Here is a 23,214-nt window from a genome sequence, read left to right on the forward strand (position 1 = left end):
GCCCGTGCGGCGCGACAGCATCGAGGCTGGTACGTTCGAAGACGCCTTCTTTTCGCGTCCCAGCAAAGGTGAAACCGACCGGATCTACAAGCGCGCTGCGGCGCTGAGCGCGGGACGGGCGAACCTGCGCGCAAGGATCGCGCACGAAGAACGAGAGCCGACACCGCGGGAGGCCGCTATCCTGCGCTTCAGCCGTAACACGCTGGCGGTCCTCGAGGCATTGCTCAGGATCGCGCGAGTCCAAGCAGGCCGTGTGTACCCCACCCTCGAGTATCTGGCCGAGACTGTCGGTATCGGACGCCGCACCGTCATCCGCGCACTTGCGCTTCTGACCGAACTCGGCTTCGTTCTTGCCCAGCGTCGCTTCAAACGCGTCGAGATCGACGGCGTTGGACCACGCTATAAGCAAACCAGCAATGCGTACCGCATGCTCATGCCGGCCTGGATCGAGGCTCACCTTCCGCGCTGGCTGCGTCCGGCTCCTTTGCCCGCGGATGTCGTCCAGCAGGAAGCCGAGCGGATCGAGCAGACGGCCGCGATGCTCAGCTCACTGTCGCGTCGGGAATATGCGTTGGCGACGGTCGACGGCCAACTAGGCAAGGTTCTCGCGCGCCTCGGCGCCGCGATCGATGCCAAAGAGAGCGAGTGCCAACCTGGCCTGCAACCGCTCCTAGATTCATATATCATTAGCTCAGAAAGACTTGGCCTAGCCGGCCAAGGCGTTCACGCCTGACGGCGAGAGCAACGAAACCGCAACGCGCATCTCGACGGCGGCCCGAAGACTGACTGTCGGAGCGCCGGCTACGCCGTCGCATTGCTCCCGAAAGGAGCATGCGTTTTCTGGCGTCGATCATCGGCAGGGCGCGAACGCTGAGAGGTCAGAATTGCGCGAGTGCGACCGAGCGATAGGCAGGTTGTGGCAAGGTCGAACGAAGTGCTTGTGACCCAGGCGCTGCGGTCAATCTCGACCAATTGGCGATGATGTCGGTTACATAGGCCTGCGTTTCGGTGATCCGGGGGACGAGACCCCCGCGCACTCGGCCAGGACCGGCATTATAGGCAGCGAGCGCGAGCTGCACGCGGCCGAACTTATCGAGCTGCTGGCGGAGGTATCGGGCACCGCCACGCATGTTCTGGTAGGGATCGAACCGGTTCACGCCGAGCCCCATCGCAGTGCCGGGCATCAGCTGCGCGAAGCCGAAGGCGTTTTTCGGCGATAGAGCTGTTGGATTGTAGCGGCTCTCGCGAATTATCATCGCGTCGAAGAGCCCAGTTGGAATGCCGTGTTCGCAGGCGATCGAGCTCATCATGCCATAGTAAATTGCCCGCCGACTTTCGGCCTCGCGCGAGAGAAACCCTGACGGCCGATACGCGAGCGGAGCACAGCCGGGAACGAAGGCTGGCGCCGTAAACGATCCGACGCCCGGTTTCATCCAATCGGGCACGCTGATGGAGGACGTCGCCGCTACAGCCGGGGCCAGGCTGTCGGATACGCTGACCTCGGGAAAGATCGACGCGAGCTCCTGCTTCATCCGAAACTCAACGTAGCGGCGGCTTAGATCGTGCACCTTGAACTCAGGCGGGAGGTCAGGTGCTGGGAGGTCATCGGCGGGTCCGCCATCACCCTCCGCCATTGGCAGCGCCGACGCGGTGGTCATCGAGATCAGCTCAACGCGCCGAACCTTGCCGCGCTTTTCAGGCGCGGCCGAAGCAGATGTGGCCAGCGCCACGCTCGCGATCGCCACACCGGCGTAAAACTTCTGCACAAAAACCTCCTCGACCCCCTGTTTAAAAGAGTGGAGATCAAGAGATTTGCCCTTGTCAAGACCGGGGCCGAGGGCGAAACTGGTCAAGAAACGTCGCCCAAAGGCTCTTCGAGCATGTGGTTGATCCATCGAGACACTGACGGAAAAGGTCCAAATCGCATCAAGCTTCCGCAGCCGCTGCGGGAGGCGCTGGTACGCTGGTACGTGGGCAAAGGCACCTTCCACGACGAGCAGGCCGGCATCACGCTCGTTCAGAACGCGCGCATCGGTCACCGCTGGATCGCCTGCAATTGCCTTGGAGCGGAGGCGGCCCCACCGATCCTCACACCCGCGTTCCTGTCCGAGGCGGAGACCTACTATCTTCGACGTCTGACCAGCGAGAAACGTCCCGAGCATCGCGCAGACTGCCCGTTCTTCCGCGACCAGGTGACCAACCGGATCACCGAGATCCGGTCCCCCAACACGCCCACCGACCCGCCTGCTGGCTTTTTCGAGGTGCTCAGGCCCGCGCCGGAGAAGCTCTCGCAACGGCCGGAAGAAGACAGCAACGACGATCGGACGCGAAACGCGTCGACGCCGCGGCTGGCTCGCCTTCTATGGCGGCTAATGGACACGGCCGGATCCAACAGCGTCCCGCCGATCGGCGCAGGTCCGGAGTGGTCGATCAAGGAGGCCTTTGCCGCCATCCTCGGCGCGGCGGGAAAGATCGAGATTGCTCCCGGCATCGAGTTAGGCCGCGCCATCTGGACGCACGCCCGGCCGCTCGAGGCCAAGGTCGTGTATGCAACGCTGCGACGCCTCGCGGAAAACTGGCCAAAGGCGCATGCGCCGCAAGGCTTCGTCCTGCTCTATGCGACCGCGATCCAAGGGCACAAAATCTACGTGCCCGATGGTCCTCCCGTGGAAATCGCTAATCGGGTTCAGTCACCATCGGTGCGGGGTAACAGGATCAGCGGCCCGTTCCTCGTGCTGGTTGTCGCCGGCGAGTACCCGGAGGCCCATGGGTATGCGCCGCTGCGGGGGTACGCACAGCCGATTTACAATGGCCGGCTGTTCGTTCCGGTGGAGTCGGATTTCGAGCGGAAAACCCTCAAGCGGATCTTGGAAGCCCAACGGCTTCTCCGTTCGCAGTCAATTGATCTGGCGATCGGAAAGCCGCTCTTCGATACCATGACACCAGATGGCCCATGTCGTCCGGACTTCGTCCTCGAGGGGAGATCCCGCGAAACCGGGGAGCTGCGCACGCTCGTTGTGGAAGCGATGGGGTTCGACAACGACGATTATCTCGCCGCAAAGGCGGTGACCCACCCGCGCATGCGCCACCTGGGCGATCTGCTCACATTACGCCCGAGTGATATCGAGGACGATGCTGCGGGCATTCAAATCGCCAATGCGATGAGGCTCTAAAAGCCTCGTTGGACCGCTAAATAATTGCAGGCTCTGAGGATCAACCCCAGTTCATCGTCGCGGCGAAGTAACAGACTATGCCAAGTGTAACGGGCGTGGAAAGTAGGTAGAGCTTCTGCCAGCGCCACCATGTCTTCGGAAGCAGCAGAGCCGCACCGCGGATCGTGCGGGCATCTTGCCAGACCTTGGCCTGCCACATCTCGTGAAGCGTCACCGAAACTGACATGACCATGGCGATTCCGCAGCAGATTCCTGCCGCCAGATAGATGGCGACCCAGTTCGCGATCTCGACTGGCGAAAACTGAGACATCCACACCTCTTTTTAAGGCCGTGCGTCGACAAACAAGCACGGATCGATTCTAGTTCCTAGAGCACCCTACTTGGCTGGGCTTAGCGCTGGGTAAACGGGACGGATACGAAATCAGCCCTGATTTAACAGGGGTAGAGGAAGAGCGGAGGGGGGGAGAAAGGATGGGCTGCTCGGGTGGCCCGACATTCCCTTGCGGTAATGGTTCGCCGGTACAGGCGGCCAGGTACGAGGTCCGCTCGCCATGGAACGCTTCCTGCTCTTCATCCGCGACGTCGACGGTCGCGATCAAACCGACGTGCATCCCAGTGAACGATCGGCCCGCACGGCCCTAGCGGCTTATGTACGGAGCCGGTCCGAACCGAACGCCGATGTCGTCCCCCTCCACGACGACGACGCGATCGACAGCTATTTCGCCGCGCGGGACGCTGCATATGTGATCGCGCGCCTGACGAAGACGATGCGACGCGAGGGGGATCCGGCATGACCCTGATCGCCAATCGTCCGTCACAGAAGCTGGTCGACCTCGTCGGCGCGCTCGGGGGAACTTGGCACCGGAACGTCGCGACGTGCCGCTGCCCAGCGCATACGGACAAGACGCCAAGCCTGTCACTCCGACAAGGCGATCGAGGCATCCTTGTGACCTGCTTTGCGGGTTGCGACCCTGCCGACATCCTGCGCGAGCTCGACCGCATACCGCTAGGCCAGCGCTATGAGCCACCCAAGGTGACCCGCGCAGGAGGCACCGCCAATATCGAGCGATTATGGAATGAGGCTCGTGGCGTGCCAGGAACCTGCGCGGAGCGCTATCTCGCGTCGCGCTTCCTGCTACCGCTGCCGACCGACATTCGCTTTCACCCGCGCTGCCCACTCGGGCCGAAGCCGCTCACCGTGTTCAAGCCAGCACTGCTCGTCGCCGTTCGCGAAGCTGACCGCCTGGTCGCTTTCCAAAGGATTTTCATCGATCCCGCAACGAGCGCCTACACCGAGAAGCAGACGCTCGGGACCCTCGGCAATGGCGCGTGGCGTGGCGGTGGTCTGGCCTCGACGATAGGGCTCGCAGAGGGTTTCGAGAGTGCCCAAGCATGGTCGCGACTGCGTGGCCTCCCCTGTTGGTCTTCGTTCGGGTCACGACGACTCGACCTTCTGGCCATTCCATCGTCGGTCACCCGGCTGATCCTGGCTGCGGATCGCGATCTCGCTGGGCGACGCGCTGTGGCGCGCAGCATCGAACAATATGCGTCCGACACCCTGACCGTCGTGCCGGACTTTCCGCCGGCGCCCTACAAGGATTGGGCGGAGGTGCTCGAGGCGAAAGAGAGGGGAGGGGGAGGGAGGCGGTGAGCTGCCGGAATGGCAGCATGACCAAGGGAGCCTTCCATGTCCGACCTCCTCGACTTGCCGCCTGTCACCGACCGACCGGCCGCGCTCACGATCGCGCTCGCACTGGCGTCTGGCGAGCCGATCACGCGGCGCGCGCTCAACAACGCCATGACGGCTGCGTTCGGAGGCACCGACGCGGAGGGCCGTTGGACCCAGCGCGACAGCTTCGAGATGCTGGAACACGCTTTGGCGCTGCACGTCGCCAAGCAGCCCTATCCACTGGCTGACATCGCCGGCGTGACGCATGCCGCAGCGTTGATGGAACGGCTCCCGACGCAAACCGTGCGCAGCGAGGAGCAGATCGAGCTGCAGCAGTTTTCGACGCCGATCGATATCGGCGCGCTCGCAGCGGTCATGGCCGCGATCGGACCGGACGACATCGTGCTGGAACCGAGCGCCGGCAATGGGCTGCTTGCGGTTCAGGTGCCGCATCATGCCGGCCTGCAACTGAACGAGATCGATCCGCGCCGTCGAGAACGCCTCGCCAGCGTCTTCCCGAATGCCATCATCACCGGCCACGATGGGGCTGCGCTCGTGAGCCTCCATGCCTCGTTGGAACGGCCTACCGTCGTTCTGATGAACCCGCCGTTCTCGCGCAGCATTGGCCGCGGCGCCGACAATCTCGCGGCACTCCGCCATCTGCAGGCGGCAATCCGCCGCGTTTCGATGGGTGGTCGGATTGTCGCGATCATGCCCGATTGGTTCGCGCCGAGCGCGCAACTGAAAGCTGCCTATGAAGCGGTGCTCACCGGCTGCACCGTCCGCACGTCGCTGCGGCTCGAAAGCTGCTACCGCAAGCATGGCACCGACATCGCGGTGCGGCTCTACGTCATCGACAAGGTGGCAGGGGGTACGTCGCACACCGTCATCCAGCGTCGTTCCGTCCTCGACTTCCTCGACGTGGTTGAGATGCCTGCCCGAGCCGAGCTGGTGTCGGAAGCACGGAGCGCGAGGGCTCCCGCTGCCGCGGTAAGTCTCTTCGGTGCCGCACGCACCGCGAAGCCGGCCGTGGCACGCACCTACCACAAGCCGGTTCGTAACGCCGTTCTGCCGGTCGGCTATACGACCCTGTCAGCTCCGGCACCGCTCGCAGACCAGGTCGGAGTGTATCTTCCCTATCGTCCGAGCCGGATCATCTTCGACGCGGCCGGCGAGCACCCGACGGCGCTGGTAGAATCGGTCGCGATGGGCTCGATCCCGGCACCGGTCCCTGCCCATATCCCGCACCTTCCCGAGCGCACCGTCTCGGAGCGGATGCTGTCCTCGTCGCAGCTCGAGACCGTGATTTATGCCGGACACGCATGGTCGCAGATGCTCCCGGGGATGTTCAAGCCAGACAAGGAGGGCGTTGGCCTCACCCTGAACGAGGACGGCCGCAGCTACCGGAAAGGCTTCTTCCTCGGCGATGGAACCGGCGCGGGTAAGGGGCGACAGGTGGCCGCGTGCATTCTCGACAGCTGGCTGCAGGGCCGCAGACGCCACATCTGGGTGACCAAGAACGAGCCGCTCCTTGAGGATGCGCGGCGCGATTGGTCCGCCCTGGGCGGTATGGCGGGCGATGTGCAGCCGGTCTCTAACTGGAAGATCGACGAGGCGATCCGCCTCGAAGAGGGCGTCCTGTTCGTCACCTATCCGACGCTGCGCTCGATGCGGACCGAGAGCAGCCGCCTGCAGCAGATCCTAGACTGGGCGGGGCCTGATTTCGACGGTGTCATCGCATTTGACGAGGCCCACGAGATGGGCGGCGTAGCGGGCGGCGAGGGTGCGCTCGGCAAGAAGGATGGGTCGCAGCAGGGTATCTGCGGCGTCCTTTTGCAGAACCATCTCCCGGACGCCCGCGTTCTGTACGCGTCCGCGACGGGCGCATCCGACGTGAACAATCTCGCCTATGCGGTCCGGCTTGGCTTGTGGGGGCCGGAGACGGCGTTCGCCGGTCGCGAGACGTTCATCGCCGAGATCCGGAAAGGTGGCATCGCTGCCATGGAGCTCGTTGCCCGCGATCTGAAAGCGCTCGGGCTCTACACGGCTAGGGCGCTCAGCTTCGCAGGCGTCGAATACGACGTCCTCAAGCACGAGCTGACGCCGCTGCAGATCGAGATCTACGACACCTATGCGCAGGCCTGGAGCGTGATCCATCAGAACATGGAGGCGGCGCTCGAGTTTACCAACGTCGTCGACGGCCTCGAAGGCGGGACGCTCAACAGCGGCGCAAAAGCGGCCGCCCGGTCGCGCCTCGAATCCTGCAAGCAGCGGTTCTTCGGTCAGGTCCTTCTCGCGATGAAACTCCCGACGGTCATCGCCGCGGTGGAACAGCACCTGAAGGCTGGGCAATCGGTCGTGCTTCAGCTGGTGACCACCGCCGAAGCGATCCTCGATCGCCGGCTCAACCAGATGTCGGCAGAGGAGCGCGCCGATCCCACGATCGACCTGTCGCCCACCGAGTATATCGCCGACTATCTGCAGCGAGCGTTCCCGACGCGCCAGATGGAAACCTATACCGACGATACCGGCACCGCGCGGTCGCGGCCGATGGCAGACGAGGCTGGCAATCCGGTCTACAATCCCGACGCCATCGCCGCCCGTGAAGCCATGCTCGAACACATCTGCGGGCTTCCGCCGATCAAGTCCGCGCTCGACGCCTTGATCGAGCACTTCGGCACCGACCACGTCGCCGAAGTGACAGGCCGATCCAAACGGCTCGTTTGCACCTCCGAGGGGCGCCAGAAGGTCGAAACCCGATCAGCTCGGTCGAGCCAGGTTGAGGCTGCGGCCTTCATGACCGGCACGAAGCGCGTGCTGGTCTTTTCCGACGCTGGAGGGACGGGACGATCCTATCACGCCAGCCTCGACGCCAAGAACCAAGAGCAGCGCGTTCACTTCCTTCTGGAGCCGGGCTGGCGCGCTGATCGAGCGATCCAGGGGCTCGGACGCACGCATCGCACCCATCAAGCCTCGACCCCGCTATTTCGACCGGTCACGACAGACTGCAAGGGTGAGCTCCGCTTCACCTCGACGATCGCACGACGGCTCGATAGCCTCGGCGCGCTGACACGTGGGCAGCGCCAGACCGGCGGGCAGAACCTTTTCGACCCGGCTGACAACCTCGAGAGCGAATACGCCAAGGACGCGCTCGTTACGTGGTTCCACCTCCTCGACAAAGGTAAGCTGACCAGCACGACTCTTGACGACTTCTGCGCGCGCACCGGGCTTGAGCTCTACGACAGCGACGGGTGCCTGAAGGAAGAGCTGCCGCCTATCCAGCGCTGGCTCAATCGCCTCCTGGCCCTGCCGATCGGATTGCAGAACGTGATCTTCGACGAGTTCCTCTCGCTCGTCGAAACGCGTGTCGCTGCAGCCCGGGAAGCGGGCACGCTCGACGTTGGCGTTGAAACCATCACCGCGGACACCGCTACCGTCGTCGATGATACGCTGCTGCGCACCGACCCGCTTTCGGGCGCGACGTCCCATCTCCTCACCATCGAGATCGCACGCAAAAAGACGCCGATTTCCTTGGAGCGCATCCTCACAACGGCGCAGTGGGCCGGCGATGCGGCCTTTGTCATGAACGGGCGGTCGGGCAAAGTCGCGTTGCAGCTACACGCTCGCCCGTGGATGGACGAACAGGGGCAGCCGATCCCTCGGCTCGAACTGCAGCGCCCGTGCCGGCGTGAATATATCGGCGAGACCGACCTGCTCGAGTCCGCTTGGGACGTGATCGATCGCGCCACGTTCGAGACCAAGTGGGCCGAAGAGGTCGCCGAACTGGCAGGGCAGACCGAGGTCGAGACGATCCGCCTCGCGACGGGCCTGCTTCTGCCAATCTGGTCGGCACTCCCGTCCGATCATCTCGCGGTGAACCGTATCGTCGACGGACAAGGCAACTCGTGGCTGGGCCGCCTCGTGTTCGACCAACACGTCGTCCAGCTCTACACCAAGCTGGGGATCGCGAAGAGCGAGGACCTGCCTGTCGAGGCAATCGCACATTCGGTCCTGTCGGGCCGCAGCGTCGACGTGGTTCGGCCGTTCGAGATGACGATCCGCCGTTCTTTCGTGAACGGTGCGCAGCGGATCGAGATCGAGCGCGCTCCAGCTCAGCAACTTGCCTACCTCAAGGCGCTGGGATGCTTCACGGAGATCATCGCCTATCGGACGCGCGTGTTCGTACCGGTCGGCGAGGCCAGCACGATCCTCGAGAAGCTCCTCAAGGTGGCATGAAGGGTTGGCCGATCCTACCCCTGACGGGCGGACCGGCCACCCAATCAGGCTTCGGCCGCTTCCGCAGCCTTCTTGGTCCGGCGCGGCTTGCTGACCGGGGCCTCGGCCGCTGCAGCACCCGGCTTCTGACCAGGCTTGCGTCCGAGACCGATCTTCTTGGCCATATCCCGACGGGCTTCGCTGTAGGCTTCCGCGACCATCGGATAATCGGCCTTCAGCCCGTAACGCTGACGATAATCATCCGGGGTCAAGCCGTGACCCGCAAGATGACGGCGCAGCGTCTTGTACGGCTTTCCATCGATCATGCTGACGATGTGGTCCTTGCTCGCCAGCGACTTCCGCACCGATACAGCCGGCGTATATTCAGCGGCAGCAGGCTCGGCGGTCGCCTCATTCGGGCCGGCGCCTAGTGTCGCGACCGCTTCGTGCATCGCTTTCAGGAAAGCTGGAACGTCGTCGGCCGAGGTCCGTGTATTCGGGTTTGATAGCCACGCGATCGTCAGCTCGGTCGCCAGTTCGACGGGGTTCGTATCTTCGCTCATCTTGGATCCCGATAGTCAGGGGAAGGTCGCGGGCGCGACGTCACCTTCATAGCCCGGAGCGCCCACGCGGCAACACTGAACGGGCCAGGAACATGTCACGTTCCGAAGCAGCCGGAGCCAGGGAGAGAAGGGGGAGGGAGAAGGTGTCCGGCGAGAATGTCGGATGCTCAGCAATAAGGGTGATTTCCCATGATCCAGTCCGTCAAGCTGTCGAAGCTCGTCCCCTCCGACGTCAATGTCCGTAAGCGTCGTGCCGACAAGGCCGAGAGCTTCGCCGCGAGCATCTCCGCACGCGGCATCCTCCAGAACCTCATCGTGACGCCGCTGAAGAAGCCGCGCGGTCACTTCGGCATCGTTGCCGGCGAAAGCCGCTACCGGGGCCTGATGCTCCTGGTCGAACGTGGCGAGATCAACGCCGACGACTATGATGTGCCGGTCAAGCTGATGACGGGCCCCGAGAGCGAACTGTCCGAAGTCTCGCTGGTCGAGAATTTCCAGCGCGACGCGATGAACCCGGCTGACGAGTGCCGCGGCTTCCAGATCATTCAATCTCAGGGCGGCGACATCGATGGTATTGCCCGTCGGTTCGGCGTGACCCGCCGCTTCGTGGAAGGGCGCCTGCGGCTTGCCGACCTCGCCGAGCCGATCTTCGATGCGCTCGCCGACGAGAAGATCAGCCTCGAGATGGCCAAGGCATACGGCTCGACGGCCAGCCATGACCGCCAGCTGAAGGTCTGGAATACCTACGGCAACAGCAGCTACTACAACGCCGACATGATCCGTCGCATGATCGCCAACGACGACATGCGCAGCAACGATCCGGTCGCATTGCTTGTCGGCGCGGACGCCTACGAAGCCGCCGGCGGTATCATCGAGCGCGAGCTCTTCAGCGAGGGTGACGATCGCTGGTCGAACCCCGAAATCGTCCAGAAGCTCGCGGCCGAGAAGATGGAAGCCGAAGCGAAGCGCATCGGCGACGAGCGCGGCCTGGCTTGGATCCGACCGGTCGCATCGAACAGCACCTACGATGCCGCCCGCGGCCTCTATCCGGTGGCCCTGCCGACCGAGCCGATGACCGAGGAGCAGGGCGCCCGCGCCGTCGAGATCGAGGCGTTGCTGGAGCCGCTGCAGGAGCAGCTCGAAAGCGGCACGTTGGCTGACGAGGCGTACATCGCGATCGAGGAGCAGTACGACGCGCTCGCTGCGGAACTGCATGCCCTCGAAAATCGGCCGGTAATGATGCCTCCCGAACTCGCGTCGCGTGTCGGCACGTTCCTCACGCTGTCGCACGCGGGCGAGATGGTGCTCGACGACACCTTCTACAGCGAGACGCCTCTGACGGTCACGATGGTCGAGCCCGATGCGATCGATGACGTCGCTGGCGAGGCTGATGGTGAGCACGGTGACGCGACCAGCGATGACGATGGCGAGGTCACGCCGCGTGGTATCCAGACCCCGACCTTCCGCATCGAGGAGGGCACTGGACGGTCGAGCTTCCGGGGCAGCACCACCGCGATCGTCGAGCCCGACCGCGCCGCCCCCGGCGGCAAGCAGATGAGCCAGGTGCTCCTCGATCAGCTCGCCATCCAGCGTCGCGACGTGCTCGGCGCGGCATTGCAGGCGAACCCCGGTCTCGCGCTGGACTATATGATCTTCGCCATGATCGAAGCACGCAGCCATCGCGGCACCGGCAACGGCACGACGATCCGCGCCGCGCTGCCGCAGGATCCGGTATTGGCGAATAACGTGCCCAACTCGCGTGCGCGAGATTATCTCGCCGAGGTCCACGACAGTCTGGATGCGACCTGGACCGAGGCAACCGACAAGGTCGCTCGCTTCGAGGCGTTCCGAGTGCTGGCCGACGAGACGAAGGCGGCCTGGATGGCGTGGATCGTCGCGACGTCGTTCGAGGCGAAGGAAGGCTACGGCGCCACCCAGCAGATCCCGCTCCAGAACCGCCTCGCCACGATCCTCGAGATCGACGTTGCCAGTTGGTGGCGTCCCACGTCGGAGAATTTCTTCGACCGCGTTCCCAAGGGCGCGCTGTTGTCGCTCCTCGACGAGGTCGGCGGTCCTGCGCTGACGAGCCGTCACGCGAGCAGCAAGAAGCCGGACATCTCGGCGTCGTGCCAGAAGCTGTTCGCCGGTGACGCGATCGTCGAAACCGAGATCAAGGACAAGGCGCTCGCCTGGGTGCCCTCGGCGATGCGGTTCAATGACAAGCCGTCGAACGAGCTGGCCGCGGACGATGGCCAGGACGAGCTTGCGGGGCTCATCGGCGACGCCGACGGCGAAGGCGAAGACGACGATCTTGGCGCACTGATCGCCGACGGGGACGGTGAACCCACCGAGGATGACGAGACCGCCGAGGCCGACGACGGCAGTGTCACGGGTGAGGTCCCGCACCCGGATAACCAGAACGACGACACGACCGACCACCTGGTCGCGGCCGAGTAACAGCGCACCCGCTGGGCAACCTCGCTGCCGGCGCTGCCTCACCGCAGCGTCGGCAGCTTCTTTTCACGTCCATTCGAGGAGCCGTGCCATGCCCGCAGGCACTCGCGACATCGCGGCCGCAATTACCGACACCATCATCGCCAAGCTCGAGGCCGGCACCGTTCCATGGCAGCGTCCGTGGTCGGTGACCGGAGAAGGTGGGCGCCCGCTGCGCCACGAAGGGACTCCGTACCTCGGAATCAACTCGATCTGGCTATGGGCGATGGCCGACTTCCTCGGCTTCAAAAGCCGCTACTGGATGACGGCGCGTCAGGCCGAGGAGCTTGGCGGACTGGTCCGCCGTGAGGCGCAGCCATCGTTCTCTGTTTACAGCTCCACCTTCCGCAAGAAGGCGCAACCGAACCTGCTCGGCCTGTCGGCCGACAAGCTGATCCGATTCCTGCGCTCGTACACCGTCTTCAATGCCGACGAGATCGAGGGCCTCCCGAGCTACTTCTATGCCCGGCCGGTCCCACCGACCCCTGCGCTGTTGTCGGCGCGACAGGATCGCATCGACGCCTTCTTCTCGGCGATACCGTCGCGAGTGCGTCGGGGCGGCGACCGAGCCTTCTTCAGCCCGACTTTCGACTTCATCCAGATGCCGCACGCCGGCAGCTTCAGGTCCGCCGACGCTCATGCCTCTATCCTCGCACATGAGCACGCTCACTGGACCGGGCATCAGTCTCGCTTGGATCGAACATTCGGGAAGAAATTTGGTGACAAGGCTTACGCGCTCGAAGAGCTGGTTGCAGAACTAACAGGAGCCATGGTGTGTAGCGATCTTGGTCTCCCATCCGAGATACACGATAGCCATGCAAGCTACATTGGCGATTGGTTGCGTATGCTCCGGTCGGACAAGAGCGTGATCTTCGTTGCCGCCACAAAGGCCGAGCAAGCCTTTGCATATCTTCGCACCTTCTCGGCCGAGGCCGTACATCCGGCGAAGCTGGCAGCATGACCCATTCTCACAGGAGAACCCGCCATGGGATGGCTTTCGATGAGGCGCGACGGAATGGGTCGCCACAGCACGCCCAAGGCGTATCTGGACGCACAATTCACCTACACCAACGACGCCGATGGTGGCGGCACGCGCGGTGCGCGCGTGATCGACAGCGCATGCGTCGGAAACCGCGTCTGGTATGCCGCTGTCGAAGTCCTCGAAAACGATGTCGCCACCTCCATCACCGCGCTCATTTGTGAGGTCCGATGGACGCCGAATGCGAAGGACGGCTACATCTTCGCCTATAAAGACATGGGCGAGAATGCCGGTCCCTACTCGGACGATTGCCCTGAAAAAATCCTGCGCCTGCTTCCCCCGACGAACAACGAGTACGCGCTGAATTGGCGAAGGCGCTGTCTGGCGCGCCTTCGTAGAAGAGCACGACGCGTTGAAGACGGCATGCGGATTCGACTGCCTCAACCGCTGACCTTCAGCGACGACCACGTCGGCGCCGAGTTCGTTGTGGTGAAGCGTGGCGCCCGCATCACCTTCCGCGGCGAAAATGGCTTCGGCCACTACCACATCCGCAATTTCCGTGATCTGCCCTGGATCGTCGTTCCCCAGACAAAGGTCCATGCCACGATCTTCGCGAAACCGCCGGCACCTGCGATGACGGCATGATGGAGCCTATTATGAACGATACAGCCGCTCTCTCCGCGCTGCGGCGCGCGCTATGCAGCCAGAGCAACGCGCTCCGGGTCGCGCGGCGAATGATGGAACATGGCATCGACGTGATCGTGGTCGCCAGTCACGATCCACTGCAGCCGTGGCGAGTGACGGAGCGCGACAACAGCATCGCGGCGCGCGCATGCGCCTGATCCTCGCCGCTGCTCTGATCGCGACAGCCTGCAGCGCCGCGGCGCCGCGCGCAGACCAGAACACCACCCTTTCGGCAGACGGCCGCGCCATCGATGGTGACACGGTATCGATCGACATCCGCCTCTTCGGCGCGGACGCCTTCGAGAAGCGTCAGTTATGCAGGACAACGTCGGGGTGCTGGCCCTGCGGCAAGGCAGCGCAGGACTATGCCTCGAAGCTCCTCAAGACTGGCGCCTCGACCATCCGGCTGACGGGCAAACAGAGTTACGGGCGCCCCATCGGCACGATCGAAGTCGCCGGACGGGACCTCGGTGAAGCGATGATCGCAGCCGGGCTTGCGGTGCCAGTAACAAGTTATCTCAAAGGCGACCCGGAGCGGGCCCAGCGCTATGTCGCCGCCTATGACAAGGCGGAGCGCCAGCGGCTCGGGGCACATGCTGGGTATTTCATCGACCCAGCGAAATGGAGACGCGGAGAGCGCCTCTCCTGCGAAGCGCGCAGAGGCGCGCCCACACATGTGCGTTAGTGCACCTGTGCACAGGTGCGGCTTCACGACTATGAAGCGTCAGGAGCGCGGAGCCACCGGAGCATAGAGAGAAGGGGGGCGGGGGAGAGCATCGATCAAGGAGACGATCATGCCCACTTTTGCTTCGACCCCGGCCCCTGTTCATACCCTATGGGACGCCCCGCAGACCGCCGAGCAGCGCCTGCCTGGCATCTGGTCGGTCAGCACTGCCTCGCATGGCGGCTTCGTTCTGTCCGACGAGCGCCAGGCGGCCATGCCCGAGGCGCTGCGCCTCGACAGCATCTACTATGAGGAGGACGTGGACTGGTCGCTGATAGTCCTTGCCTTCGAGGCCGAGTTCGCCGCGTTGCGCGATCCGTTGTTCGACCTCGAGCGCGACCTCGCCCATCAAACCGCACGGCACTGGCGGCCGAAGCACTATACCGGCTTCACCGGGCAGGTACTCGAACCGAGCGACAGTCACGTCCTCCGCAAGATTGCCCTTTTAGAGGCCGCAATCGGCGAGATCGGTGTTCAAGCCGCGTGGGGTGACTGGGCCGACTGGGTCCCCACCGGCAAGGTCGGGGTTGTCGGGCAACGCATCACGGGATGCGATCATCTCGGCTTTGCCAAATACGACGGACCGAAGCTGAAGGGGCTGGTCGACGCGAACCGCTACGAGGCTCGCGATACGGTGAGCACCTTCAAGTCCGTCGGTGTCGAGGTGATCGCATAGCGCTCGCTGGCGCTGGAAAGATGTTTCCGAAAGGCGGCAACATCTTTCCAGTGGCCCAACCCATGCTCGCGGTTTCGAGCGGGGCACTCTCCGAGGATTATCAATGCGCCCAGCCCTGAGGGGCTGACGGCCCGGATGCAGCCGAAGGCGCGGGAGAAGAGGGGGGAGTGAGCGTTTGGGCGTGAAATGTCGCGCTCGACACTCATTGGAGACGGCGTCGATGTTCTACGATGTGCCTTATCGCCACCAACAGGCGGTGGACCCCGCTGCGCTCAGCACGATCGCGATAACGCTCCAGGCGATGACCAAGGCGCTGGATGATTGCCGCAACGCGGGCGTAGACCCCAATACGGATCCCGCGATGGTGCTGCTCGCACGTCACATGGCGACCGTGTCGACCAATCGCGCGCCGCGATCGGTCCTCCGTCATGCGTGCGACAAGCGACTGCAGTCGCTGAAGCGCTACCCGGCGCTGCTGGCCCTTTCGATCCGCGGCGTCGAATACGACCAGGCCGCCAAGGAACGATTTCACGAGGACGCTACGGCCGCGATGCAGGATCTCGCGTCAGCGCTCGCGCTCGCTGAGGGGAGTTACACCATCGCCTCGACCCGAGGCGAGGTTTCCGAATCCGGTTATGTCCTGCTCGCCGCGGTCGAGGTCGCCGTCATGGTGCGGGTCGGGCGCCGCTTCGAGGGGCGCGAGGTATCGTATCGCGCCGTCGCCCCCGGTGTGGATCAAACCAACCGGAATGCCAGCATGGTCGATCTGCTGCGGCCCGCGCGATTTGCCGAGCGCCTGACGCGCGAGCTGCGCCTTCGGCTCGCCCCGGCGAGCGTCTCCGAACCAAGCCTGATCGCCGCTTGAGGAGCTCCGTATGATCCAGATCAACGATGCCCTCGCCATCGCGCGAGCCGATGTTGCAAACATCGCTCGGTTCATTGAGCGCCGAGAGCGCTTCCTCGACGCCCTCGACTGGTCGATGATGACTGACGCACAGGTTCGCCAGTCGTCCATGCTCGACGAGCTGCTGGACGAGGACCTTGCCATCGGCCTGCACTACATCGACTGGCTGATCGATCGCGTGGACAGCCAAGTCCCGACGCCTGGCGCTCTTCGCTTTGCGCCGCATCCCCGCCCGTGGCACGCTGAGTGGAACACGCTGGCCGCCTGAGAGAAGGAGCTTAGACAATGAGCCGTCATACCTTCGCCGGTCACGCCGGCACCACGGTGGCCGTGGGATGGGATCGTCCGCTGAGCACGTTCTTCGTCCAGGTCTCGCGGCCGCATCCGACGCTCAAAGGCGAAAGCCAGATTGTCGCATGGCTGGGCACCGACAACGGCGAGCTCCCAACCGCGGCTGCGGCCCTCAAGGTAGCCGCTGACTATGCCGACCTGCCGAGCGATCTCGGCGCGACGCTGGAAACGGACCGGATGAAGACGCTCGGTCAGAGCGACGGCCCCGCCCAAGCCGCTGCGCGACGATTCCGTCGTGACGGCAGTTTCTGAGGAGGATCTGGTCATGGATCCGAACAGCAACAACACGAGACCAGCACCGAGCGGGCCAAGCATGGCCTTGACCATCCTCGTGTTCGTGATCGTGCTTAGATCAGCGTCGTGGATGATCGGTGTCGTGATCGATGGCGAACCTCTTTCCGAGGGCAATTCGTCGCTGCCGTTCGAGCAGCTTTACCGGATCGTCGACACCATACAGGGGCCTATTGGGGACGCCTTGTGCTTTGTTGGGATCACCGTTGCCGTAATGGCCTATATTACAGGCAATTTCGGCGCCGAGTTCAGGAGCTCAACCACCGCCGAGGGTGAGAAGCCCAAGCGTATCCCGACGTTGCCGATGAGTGAGGCTGCGCGAGCAGCCGAAGCGCGCTTCAACGCATTGAGCGCTCAGTTCCGGTCGATGCCCGAGAATATGGTGTTGCCCGAGGCCAGCATCGAGTTCGAGCGCATCCAAGAGAAACACGTTCCCGACGTCCGGCTCGCTCACCGGGAGGCTCGTTCGACGGTATCACCAACGTCCGAGAAAGCCGATGCGTTGGATGAGGACTACGCCAGCATGCTTGGTCGGATCAGTGACTCCGTTCAACATCTGATCGAAGGTTGCGAGGCCTTGGGCCGGGAGCGACTTGAGGTACAGGCTCGCTTCATCGAGGCTCGACACCCCGGCGACGATCGCTAGAAAGTCAGCATCTGTTCTGGCAATCGATCGACAGCTCGATCGGTTGTCATGACCGGTGCGCGGGCTTCTCACGGTGCGCCAGCGGATAGGAGCAGTTATGCCCCCTATGTACCTTGGCAACGTCGCCTGGATGACATTGATAGTCTGTTTCCTATGGACCTTCGCCATGACGTATTTCGTGTTCTGTCACGAGCTGCCGGCGACCAGCGCGATCCACGTACTCGCGCCTACGTTCGGCGCACTGGCTTTCGCCGTCATGTCGATAATCCTTGATGACGGCGGATTGTTGAAGGCCCTGACCGCGCAGATCATCGCCATTTCGCTGATGATGGCAGCGGGAAAGAGGCAGCAACGAGCCTATTCCGAGCATCGCGACCGCTGATGACCGCTCTAGCGGTGACAGACGAGGCACGATAGACTGAGTCCTATGTTCGCGTCAGCAGAATCCATGATCTGGGGCTGCCTGCCTGTCCTGCTTGCCGGCGCAGCTATACTTCCCTTGAGCGCACAAGCCGGAAAGTCGATCAAGAACCTCCTGCTATTCTTCCTCGGCACGAACGTGGCGGCGCTCGCGCTGTATGCCGCGTACCAAGGGCCGGTGACGTGGTGGTTGGCGTCAGGAAGCTCATTCCTGATCGGCATGGCGGGGATCGCCGCCTTTGTAGCGGGACGGGCTGACCCAAGCCAAAGTTAAGAGGGGGGGGGCTGTTGATCCGGGTGGATCAACGGAGAACCTCTCATGTCCAACATCATCGACCTGGGCGGAGCGCCCGCCAACGAGGATTGCGCCCAGCTTGGGCAGACGCCGGACTTCGATACCGTCAACGCCCACGAGGTCTTCGCCTATAAACTGGCGATCATCGCGCGGTTCGGGGAGCCTCCCGCGGGTTGCCGCCTGAAGCCTCTCGCAAACCGCCACGATTTCGGGACCTATCGCACGCTCTCCCTCCGCATCGACGATGAGGACGACGAACAGGTAGGGGCCTATGTCGACCTGGTCGAGAACGGCCTTGGCAGCTGGCTGGAGGCCGGATTTTCGCCGCCCATCAGCTATAAGGGCAGCGTTGCCACGATCCACCAGCTCGACGTTACCGAGCTGCTGATCGGCGCCTTGCAGACGACACGCCCAGATCCTGACGGGACATTCCCGATCCCGGATTTCGAGGTGCTCCACACAAATCTCGCGTCGGCCTTCCCGGAGGAAGCTGCGCTCGCCCGAGCCCGTTGGGCGGCAGCTTGAGCCAATCCGTCGCGCCTGCGGGCGCCACGACACGGAGGGTGTCATGATCGTCGACGATTTCAATTCAGCAGATCCGCGCACATGGTTGGCGCGCGGTCGAACGCCGGAGCAGGCCGAGGCGCTCGCTGCATCGTGGCGGGACTTTCCGGATCTTCCGCACGATGCACCCCTTGCCGACCGTCAGGCCCGCAGCCGTGCACGCGTGATCGCCACCAGACCCATCTTCGAGGCGATGCGCGTGCAAGCCGAGGCCGAGCGCCAGGCGAGAAACTTCGCCTTCCTCGAGAACCAGGCGCGCGAGGGCAAGGTGAACGATCGCGATCTCGCCATTCTGCGCGGTCGCGACGATCATGGCTACGACTGGGACGTCGCCAACCGCTACGCTGACGGTTGGTATGCGGCCCATGTCGGATGGCCGCACAGCTATCCCGACGGCATCCCGAGCGAGGTGCCCCTGCAGGTCCGCCGCGCGGCCTACGATCAGGGCTTCACCGATGGTGGTGGCGATCGGACCGACCTGTTCGACGCAGCGCGCCGGACCAACCTCGCGCAGCTGCGTCAAAGCAACATGCCGCCTCCAGCGTTGCCGGTCGCTACCGCACGCCCGATACCGAGCAGCTGGCCGAAACCAGGCGACGAAGCCCGGCCCGCCCGTTGGTCGCGCCGCCTCATCATTCTGAGCGACGAGGACGTGTCTCTCGAGGCGCCCGAGCGCGCCAAATGGGACTTCCTGCGGATCATCCGTGAGCGACAGGGCGCAGACGAGATGGCGATCATCGTCCTTAGCAACGACGGCTTTGCCACGATCGAGCGCTTCCTGCCTCAGGCAATGCGACACGGTCGACGGCAGGTCAGCCACGCTGATGCGGCCGCCCAGCTCCGAGCGGCGATTATGGGCCGGAATATAGAAGACGTCCTGGTCGCTTTGCAGGGGGAAGACCTGCACCTCCTCGACGCTGTTGCCGGAGCCCTGCCGCTCTGCCGAACCATGGAGCGGACACGAAACACCAAGCTGCAGCAGCGCGCTCACCTACGGGCGTGGCTGGATCGCGGTTACGGCTCGGACGAGAACATGGCCGCAGGGCACATCCGCTGGGGCAAGCTGATCCATGGCCTGACGGGCAAGCTCGGCGAGTTCACCGCTCGGCATATCGGCGCGGCACCCGGCCGAGGGCATCTGATCCGGGTCTATGTCGGCGATGATCGGCCTGCGACCGGCTATGCCGGCGCGGACGGGGTCCAGCTGCCCCATGACGTCGTCGTCTCGAGCAAGGCTAAGCTGCGCTCTGAGATGGCGGCAACGCTCCGGCGCTTCGGTGCAGCAACGCCGCTGATGGCGCTGTCGGGGCGCGACGCCGGATAGCCAGAGCGTCCAGGCAGCCCAAGGCCATGGAGGGGAGGGGGCGGGGAAGCGCGCACCGGAATCAGCCGGTCAGGAGCAACTCCCTTGTCCGACCCCCAGCATCCCCCTTCGCACCATCTGATGCGTCCCGTCCTATGGTCGTTCGGCGAAGGCCCGACCTTCCCTGGCTATACCGACGATACGACATGGAACGGCTTCCTCAACGTGTCCGTGGGTATCGGCATTTGGCCCTACGTGCTGCGCGAGCTGATCGCAGGCGCCGATGGCGACGCCGAGCGCATCGCCGAATATCGGGGTATGGCCACCGACAGCAGCATGGTCTCGATAAGTCACGGCTACACGACCAGCGCCGTCGACGCGAAATGGCCGTGGCTCTTCCCTGACTACCCGCTCGCAACCATGATGCCGATCCCGGCGACGTGGTCGGAGATGAGCTGGCGGCATGAGGCAGCGCCGAGTTTCGGCCCATGCGTCGGCCCGATGGGCGAGGCTGCTCAGATATGGATCGACTACGCGGATCCAGCGAAGCGTGACGTTCCCGAAAGTTCGAGGTTCACCTTCAGCCGGCGCGACGCAGTCGGCGAGCTGACCGTGATCTACGCGGGCGACGACTACGACGCTGTGCTGACACACGCGTCGATCGAGGCGCTTGCCTGCAGCCTCTCCAAGCGGGTCGCCTATGAGATGACCGCAGAGGAGTGGCAGGAGACGAGGCTCCGGAATCGGACCACGCCGGACAATGTCTGCGCGTCGCACGATTTCATGGACACCAACATCCTCATGCTTGAGGCATGGGAGGCGGAACGCGGTAATGCTCTGCTCCCGGGTGGCGAGCGGGAGCGCTTCGAGGACGACCTCGAGCGGGTGCATGCTGCGTGGGACATCGCCACCCGCTGCTACCTCACTGCGTCCGAGGAGGGCGCACGCTTCGACGCTTGGCGCCTGACGGGGCGCGCAGTTGACGGCCTTCGTGCCGCGGGCATGGACCTGGCGTATGATGACGATGGCGACACGCCGGGGCGGATTTACGAGCCGGGGTTCATGGAGCGGGATCTGCGGCAGTGGGTCGTGAACGTGAGCAACACGAGCCACGCTTTCGACACGCTGTTCGACGCCGAGGCACACCTCTGGAGCGTGTTCGCCTCCAGCGAGGCAAAGGAAGCTCGGCCTTTGGCGGTGACCGCCGCGCCGATCCGTCCTGTTCCACCGCCCCGTGAGATTGCCTTCTCCGAGCAGGAGGTCACCGTGACGGCCGATGCGATCGAGCGTCGCCTCGAGGTACTGAGACAACGCGCCGCGACCACCGCCGAGGCGTCATCCGAGGGTCTATTCCTCGAAGAGAGCATCCGGCAGCTGGCAGGCGCGCGAGACAAGCTGCGCGCGGCGACCCAGCGGCCGTGAGCGGTCCGCCTCGGCGGCGCATCCCGGCGCCGCAGGGGCGAAAAAGGGGAGAGGGAGGGTGATGGCGGATGCGGGGAATTGCCCTCGCACGGCTCCGAAGGATCCGCCATGCTTCCCGCCACGATCTCCACCAGTGTCGCGCCCGAGACCATCAACAAGGTCACCCGGCTGTTCAACGGCTCGGTCAGCGACATCCTGCATGAGCTGCTGCAGAACGCGCGCCGAGCCGGCGCGAGCACGGTCGCCGTGTCCACGATCGGCCGCGCCGGCGACCGTCTCCTGCACATCGTCGACGACGGTCACGGCATTGCCGACCCGGCCAGTATCGTCACGCTGGGCCGCTCCGGGTGGAGTGACACGATCGCTCGCCGCGAGGATCCCGCCGGCATGGGCGTCTTCAGTCTTGCCGGTAGGGACGTCATCATCCGTTCGTGGTCCCAGGCCGCCCACCAAGGCTGGTGCGCCCACATCCCGGCATCAGCGTGGGAAAGCAGCCGGCCGATCGCGATCTCGCCGGATCCGATCGGGCGAGGCACCTCGATCAGCATCCGCATGGACTCCGCTTGGGAGGACGAGGTCCTGCCGGCGCTGAGCCATGTTGCGCGTCACTATCCTCTGCCCGTGACCTTCGACGGCGAAAGCGTCGAGCAGACGCCGTGGCTGGACGAGGCGATCTATGAGGAGCGCTGGAACGGGTGCCGCATCGGCGTGGTGAAGGAGCATCACCGCCGGGGAGGCGCGGCTCGTCTCAATTTCCATGGCCTGACGATCCCGTGCCCGATGCCGGTCGTGCAGCAGGTCGGCCGCGGCGAGGAATGGACGGTGCTGGTCGATATCGTCGACTGCCCGGCGCTCCAGCTGGTGCTCCCGGCTCGCAAGGAAGTCGTTCAGAACGACGCGCTTACGGCGCTGCGCGAGGCCGCGAGCAAGGCGATCTTCGGCGCTATCGCGTTGGAGGGATCGCATCGGCTGTCGCATAAGGACTGGCTGGAAGCCCGACGGCTCGGCGTCGCGCTGCCCGAGGCCGAATGTCGTCTCCATGGTTGGTGCGCTCCGCATGCCGCGGCGGGCGAAAGCTATATGTCCGGCAGCAGCTTCAACGACGGCACGATGATAATCATGCCGGACGTGGCCGCCATCGTGGCGCAGCCTGCCGAGCTGGCTATTCAGCATCATAAGCCATTCGCTGGTCCGCTCGTGTTCGGGGAGCCCGCCTTCGCCGGCTATCGCTGGTATGACGGGCTCGCGCGCGTTCAGACGCTCGGCTTCACCATCGAGCAGGAGGGCCGCACCTTCCACATCCGCGACGAGGAGGGGGCACCTTCGGACGTCGACAACGGCTATGTCGAGCAGCTGACGCTCGAAGTGACCGTCGCCCACGGCGACGCGGTCACGACGGTCGCCTGCGACGCCGACGTCGCCTTTGGTCCGGATTTCGATCTTTCGACCGAAGTCGACGACGTCGTGATCTTCGTCCGACGCGGTGCGGAGCTGCTGGCCCGGGACGTTATCTCGCTCCTCCAGCGCGCTGCCTTCGAACCGAGCTCCGACAGCTGCGCCGACAGTTATGAAACCCAGGAGGAACGGTTCCGGCGCGACGCCAGCGACCGGGTTCTGGCTTTGCTCGAGGGAACGGATGCTGCGCTCGAGGCACACATCCGCGGCCTGTTTCGCGACTATCCGGTCGATGTGCCAGCGGATCGCTCGGTGACGGTCACCATGACCTCGGCGGGCGTGTCAGTCACGATCGCCGAGCGCCAACCGGAGGTCGGGTGACATGGACATGCCCCCGCCACCCGTCGTCTTGGCCTACGGCATCGGGGTCGACAGCACCGCCCTGCT

General features: G+C 64.3%; 24 protein-coding genes. 21 read left to right on the top strand and 3 right to left on the bottom strand.

Going from position 1 to position 23,214, the window contains the following annotated elements; translation table 11 throughout:
• The first annotated feature begins 4 nt into the window (after positions 1-4).
• Positions 5-733 (top strand): helix-turn-helix domain-containing protein, encoded by a 729-nt coding sequence (locus FHY04_RS17555; RefSeq protein WP_066773322.1) that lies wholly within the window; start codon positions 5-7, stop codon positions 731-733.
• A gap of 145 nt (positions 734-878) precedes the next feature.
• On the opposite strand, the gene FHY04_RS17560 is transcribed toward FHY04_RS17555, so the two are convergent.
• The gene (locus FHY04_RS17560) at positions 879-1,853 is read right to left on the bottom strand and encodes a lytic transglycosylase domain-containing protein (protein WP_231728698.1); all 975 of its coding nucleotides are present in this window, start codon (positions 1,851-1,853) and stop codon (positions 879-881) included.
• A gap of 27 nt (positions 1,854-1,880) precedes the next feature.
• Between FHY04_RS17560 and FHY04_RS17565 the strand changes: the two genes are divergently transcribed.
• Entirely contained in the window at positions 1,881-3,173 is a 1,293-nt protein-coding gene (locus FHY04_RS17565; protein ID WP_066773324.1) for a hypothetical protein, read from the top strand.
• Between the two features lie 40 nt (positions 3,174-3,213).
• Here the strand turns inward: FHY04_RS17565 and FHY04_RS17570 are convergent, their stop codons facing one another.
• On the bottom strand, positions 3,214-3,483 hold the full coding sequence (locus FHY04_RS17570; RefSeq protein WP_066773327.1) for a hypothetical protein: 270 nt from the start codon (positions 3,481-3,483) through the stop codon (positions 3,214-3,216).
• Positions 3,484-3,724: 241 nt separating this feature from the next.
• Here FHY04_RS17570 and FHY04_RS17575 point away from each other — a divergent pair, with 241 nt between their 5' ends.
• From FHY04_RS17575 to FHY04_RS17585, 3 genes are read left to right on the top strand one after another with little or no spacing between them, the layout of a single operon-like run.
• Entirely contained in the window at positions 3,725-3,967 is a 243-nt protein-coding gene (locus FHY04_RS17575; protein WP_066773330.1) for a hypothetical protein, read from the top strand.
• A complete protein-coding gene (locus tag FHY04_RS17580; RefSeq protein ID WP_066773332.1) occupies positions 3,964-4,824 on the top strand; it encodes a toprim domain-containing protein in 861 nt (286 codons plus the stop codon). Before FHY04_RS17575 ends, FHY04_RS17580 begins: the two co-directional genes overlap by 4 nt.
• A gap of 36 nt (positions 4,825-4,860) precedes the next feature.
• Entirely contained in the window at positions 4,861-9,078 is a 4,218-nt protein-coding gene (locus tag FHY04_RS17585) for a strawberry notch-like NTP hydrolase domain-containing protein (RefSeq protein ID WP_066773335.1), read from the top strand.
• 44 nt (positions 9,079-9,122) lie between these two features.
• On the opposite strand, the gene FHY04_RS17590 is transcribed toward FHY04_RS17585, so the two are convergent.
• Complete coding sequence (locus FHY04_RS17590) at positions 9,123-9,620, bottom strand: MucR family transcriptional regulator (RefSeq protein WP_066773338.1); 498 nt, start codon at positions 9,618-9,620, stop codon at positions 9,123-9,125.
• A 189-nt stretch (positions 9,621-9,809) separates the two neighbouring features.
• On the opposite strand from FHY04_RS17590, the gene FHY04_RS17595 reads away from it, so the two are divergent.
• The 16 genes from FHY04_RS17595 (at position 9,810) to FHY04_RS17670 (ending at position 23,148) form a co-directional block, all read left to right on the top strand.
• The gene (locus FHY04_RS17595) at positions 9,810-12,077 is read left to right on the top strand and encodes a ParB/RepB/Spo0J family partition protein (RefSeq protein ID WP_066773340.1); all 2,268 of its coding nucleotides are present in this window, start codon (positions 9,810-9,812) and stop codon (positions 12,075-12,077) included.
• 88 nt (positions 12,078-12,165) lie between these two features.
• Positions 12,166-13,074, top strand: coding sequence for an ArdC family protein (locus tag FHY04_RS17600; RefSeq protein ID WP_066773343.1), 909 nt, complete (start codon positions 12,166-12,168; stop codon positions 13,072-13,074).
• Positions 13,075-13,098: 24 nt separating this feature from the next.
• Positions 13,099-13,737: a DUF6927 domain-containing protein gene (locus FHY04_RS17605; RefSeq protein ID WP_066773346.1), complete on the top strand. Its 639-nt coding sequence runs from the start codon at positions 13,099-13,101 to the stop codon at positions 13,735-13,737.
• A gap of 11 nt (positions 13,738-13,748) precedes the next feature.
• Complete coding sequence (locus tag FHY04_RS17610; protein ID WP_231728699.1) at positions 13,749-13,934, top strand: hypothetical protein; 186 nt, start codon at positions 13,749-13,751, stop codon at positions 13,932-13,934.
• Positions 13,925-14,461 (top strand): thermonuclease family protein, encoded by a 537-nt coding sequence (locus FHY04_RS17615; protein WP_066773360.1) that lies wholly within the window; start codon positions 13,925-13,927, stop codon positions 14,459-14,461. The genes FHY04_RS17610 and FHY04_RS17615 overlap by 10 nt, the downstream gene beginning before the upstream one ends.
• 109 nt (positions 14,462-14,570) lie before the next feature.
• Positions 14,571-15,176 carry a DUF7007 domain-containing protein gene (locus tag FHY04_RS17620; protein WP_066773363.1) on the top strand — a complete coding sequence of 202 codons (606 nt, stop codon included), beginning with the start codon at positions 14,571-14,573 and terminating at the stop codon, positions 15,174-15,176.
• A gap of 301 nt (positions 15,177-15,477) precedes the next feature.
• Complete coding sequence (locus tag FHY04_RS17625) at positions 15,478-16,041, top strand: hypothetical protein (RefSeq protein WP_156442282.1); 564 nt, start codon at positions 15,478-15,480, stop codon at positions 16,039-16,041.
• A 10-nt stretch (positions 16,042-16,051) separates the two neighbouring features.
• Positions 16,052-16,348: a hypothetical protein gene (locus tag FHY04_RS17630; protein ID WP_221211861.1), complete on the top strand. Its 297-nt coding sequence runs from the start codon at positions 16,052-16,054 to the stop codon at positions 16,346-16,348.
• Between the two features lie 17 nt (positions 16,349-16,365).
• Entirely contained in the window at positions 16,366-16,683 is a 318-nt protein-coding gene (locus tag FHY04_RS17635; protein WP_066773370.1) for a hypothetical protein, read from the top strand.
• 13 nt (positions 16,684-16,696) lie between these two features.
• A complete protein-coding gene (locus FHY04_RS17640) occupies positions 16,697-17,368 on the top strand; it encodes a hypothetical protein (RefSeq protein ID WP_066773373.1) in 672 nt (223 codons plus the stop codon).
• Positions 17,369-17,534: 166 nt separating this feature from the next.
• A complete protein-coding gene (locus FHY04_RS17645; protein ID WP_156442284.1) occupies positions 17,535-17,750 on the top strand; it encodes a hypothetical protein in 216 nt (71 codons plus the stop codon).
• A gap of 45 nt (positions 17,751-17,795) precedes the next feature.
• A complete protein-coding gene (locus FHY04_RS17650) occupies positions 17,796-18,062 on the top strand; it encodes a hypothetical protein (RefSeq protein WP_156442285.1) in 267 nt (88 codons plus the stop codon).
• A gap of 45 nt (positions 18,063-18,107) precedes the next feature.
• On the top strand, positions 18,108-18,608 hold the full coding sequence (locus FHY04_RS17655) for a hypothetical protein (RefSeq protein ID WP_066773379.1): 501 nt from the start codon (positions 18,108-18,110) through the stop codon (positions 18,606-18,608).
• A 43-nt stretch (positions 18,609-18,651) separates the two neighbouring features.
• Positions 18,652-19,971 carry a hypothetical protein gene (locus FHY04_RS17660; protein ID WP_066773382.1) on the top strand — a complete coding sequence of 440 codons (1,320 nt, stop codon included), beginning with the start codon at positions 18,652-18,654 and terminating at the stop codon, positions 19,969-19,971.
• Positions 19,972-20,055: 84 nt separating this feature from the next.
• Entirely contained in the window at positions 20,056-21,372 is a 1,317-nt protein-coding gene (locus tag FHY04_RS17665; RefSeq protein WP_156442286.1) for a hypothetical protein, read from the top strand.
• Between the two features lie 108 nt (positions 21,373-21,480).
• Positions 21,481-23,148 carry a hypothetical protein gene (locus FHY04_RS17670; RefSeq protein ID WP_066773386.1) on the top strand — a complete coding sequence of 556 codons (1,668 nt, stop codon included), beginning with the start codon at positions 21,481-21,483 and terminating at the stop codon, positions 23,146-23,148.
• The last annotated feature ends 66 nt before the right edge of the window (positions 23,149-23,214 follow it).

Origin of the sequence: Sphingomonas sp. BK481 (assembly GCF_014194875.1) — a bacterium.
Taxonomy (GTDB): Bacteria; Pseudomonadota; Alphaproteobacteria; order Sphingomonadales; family Sphingomonadaceae; genus Sphingomonas; species Sphingomonas aerolata.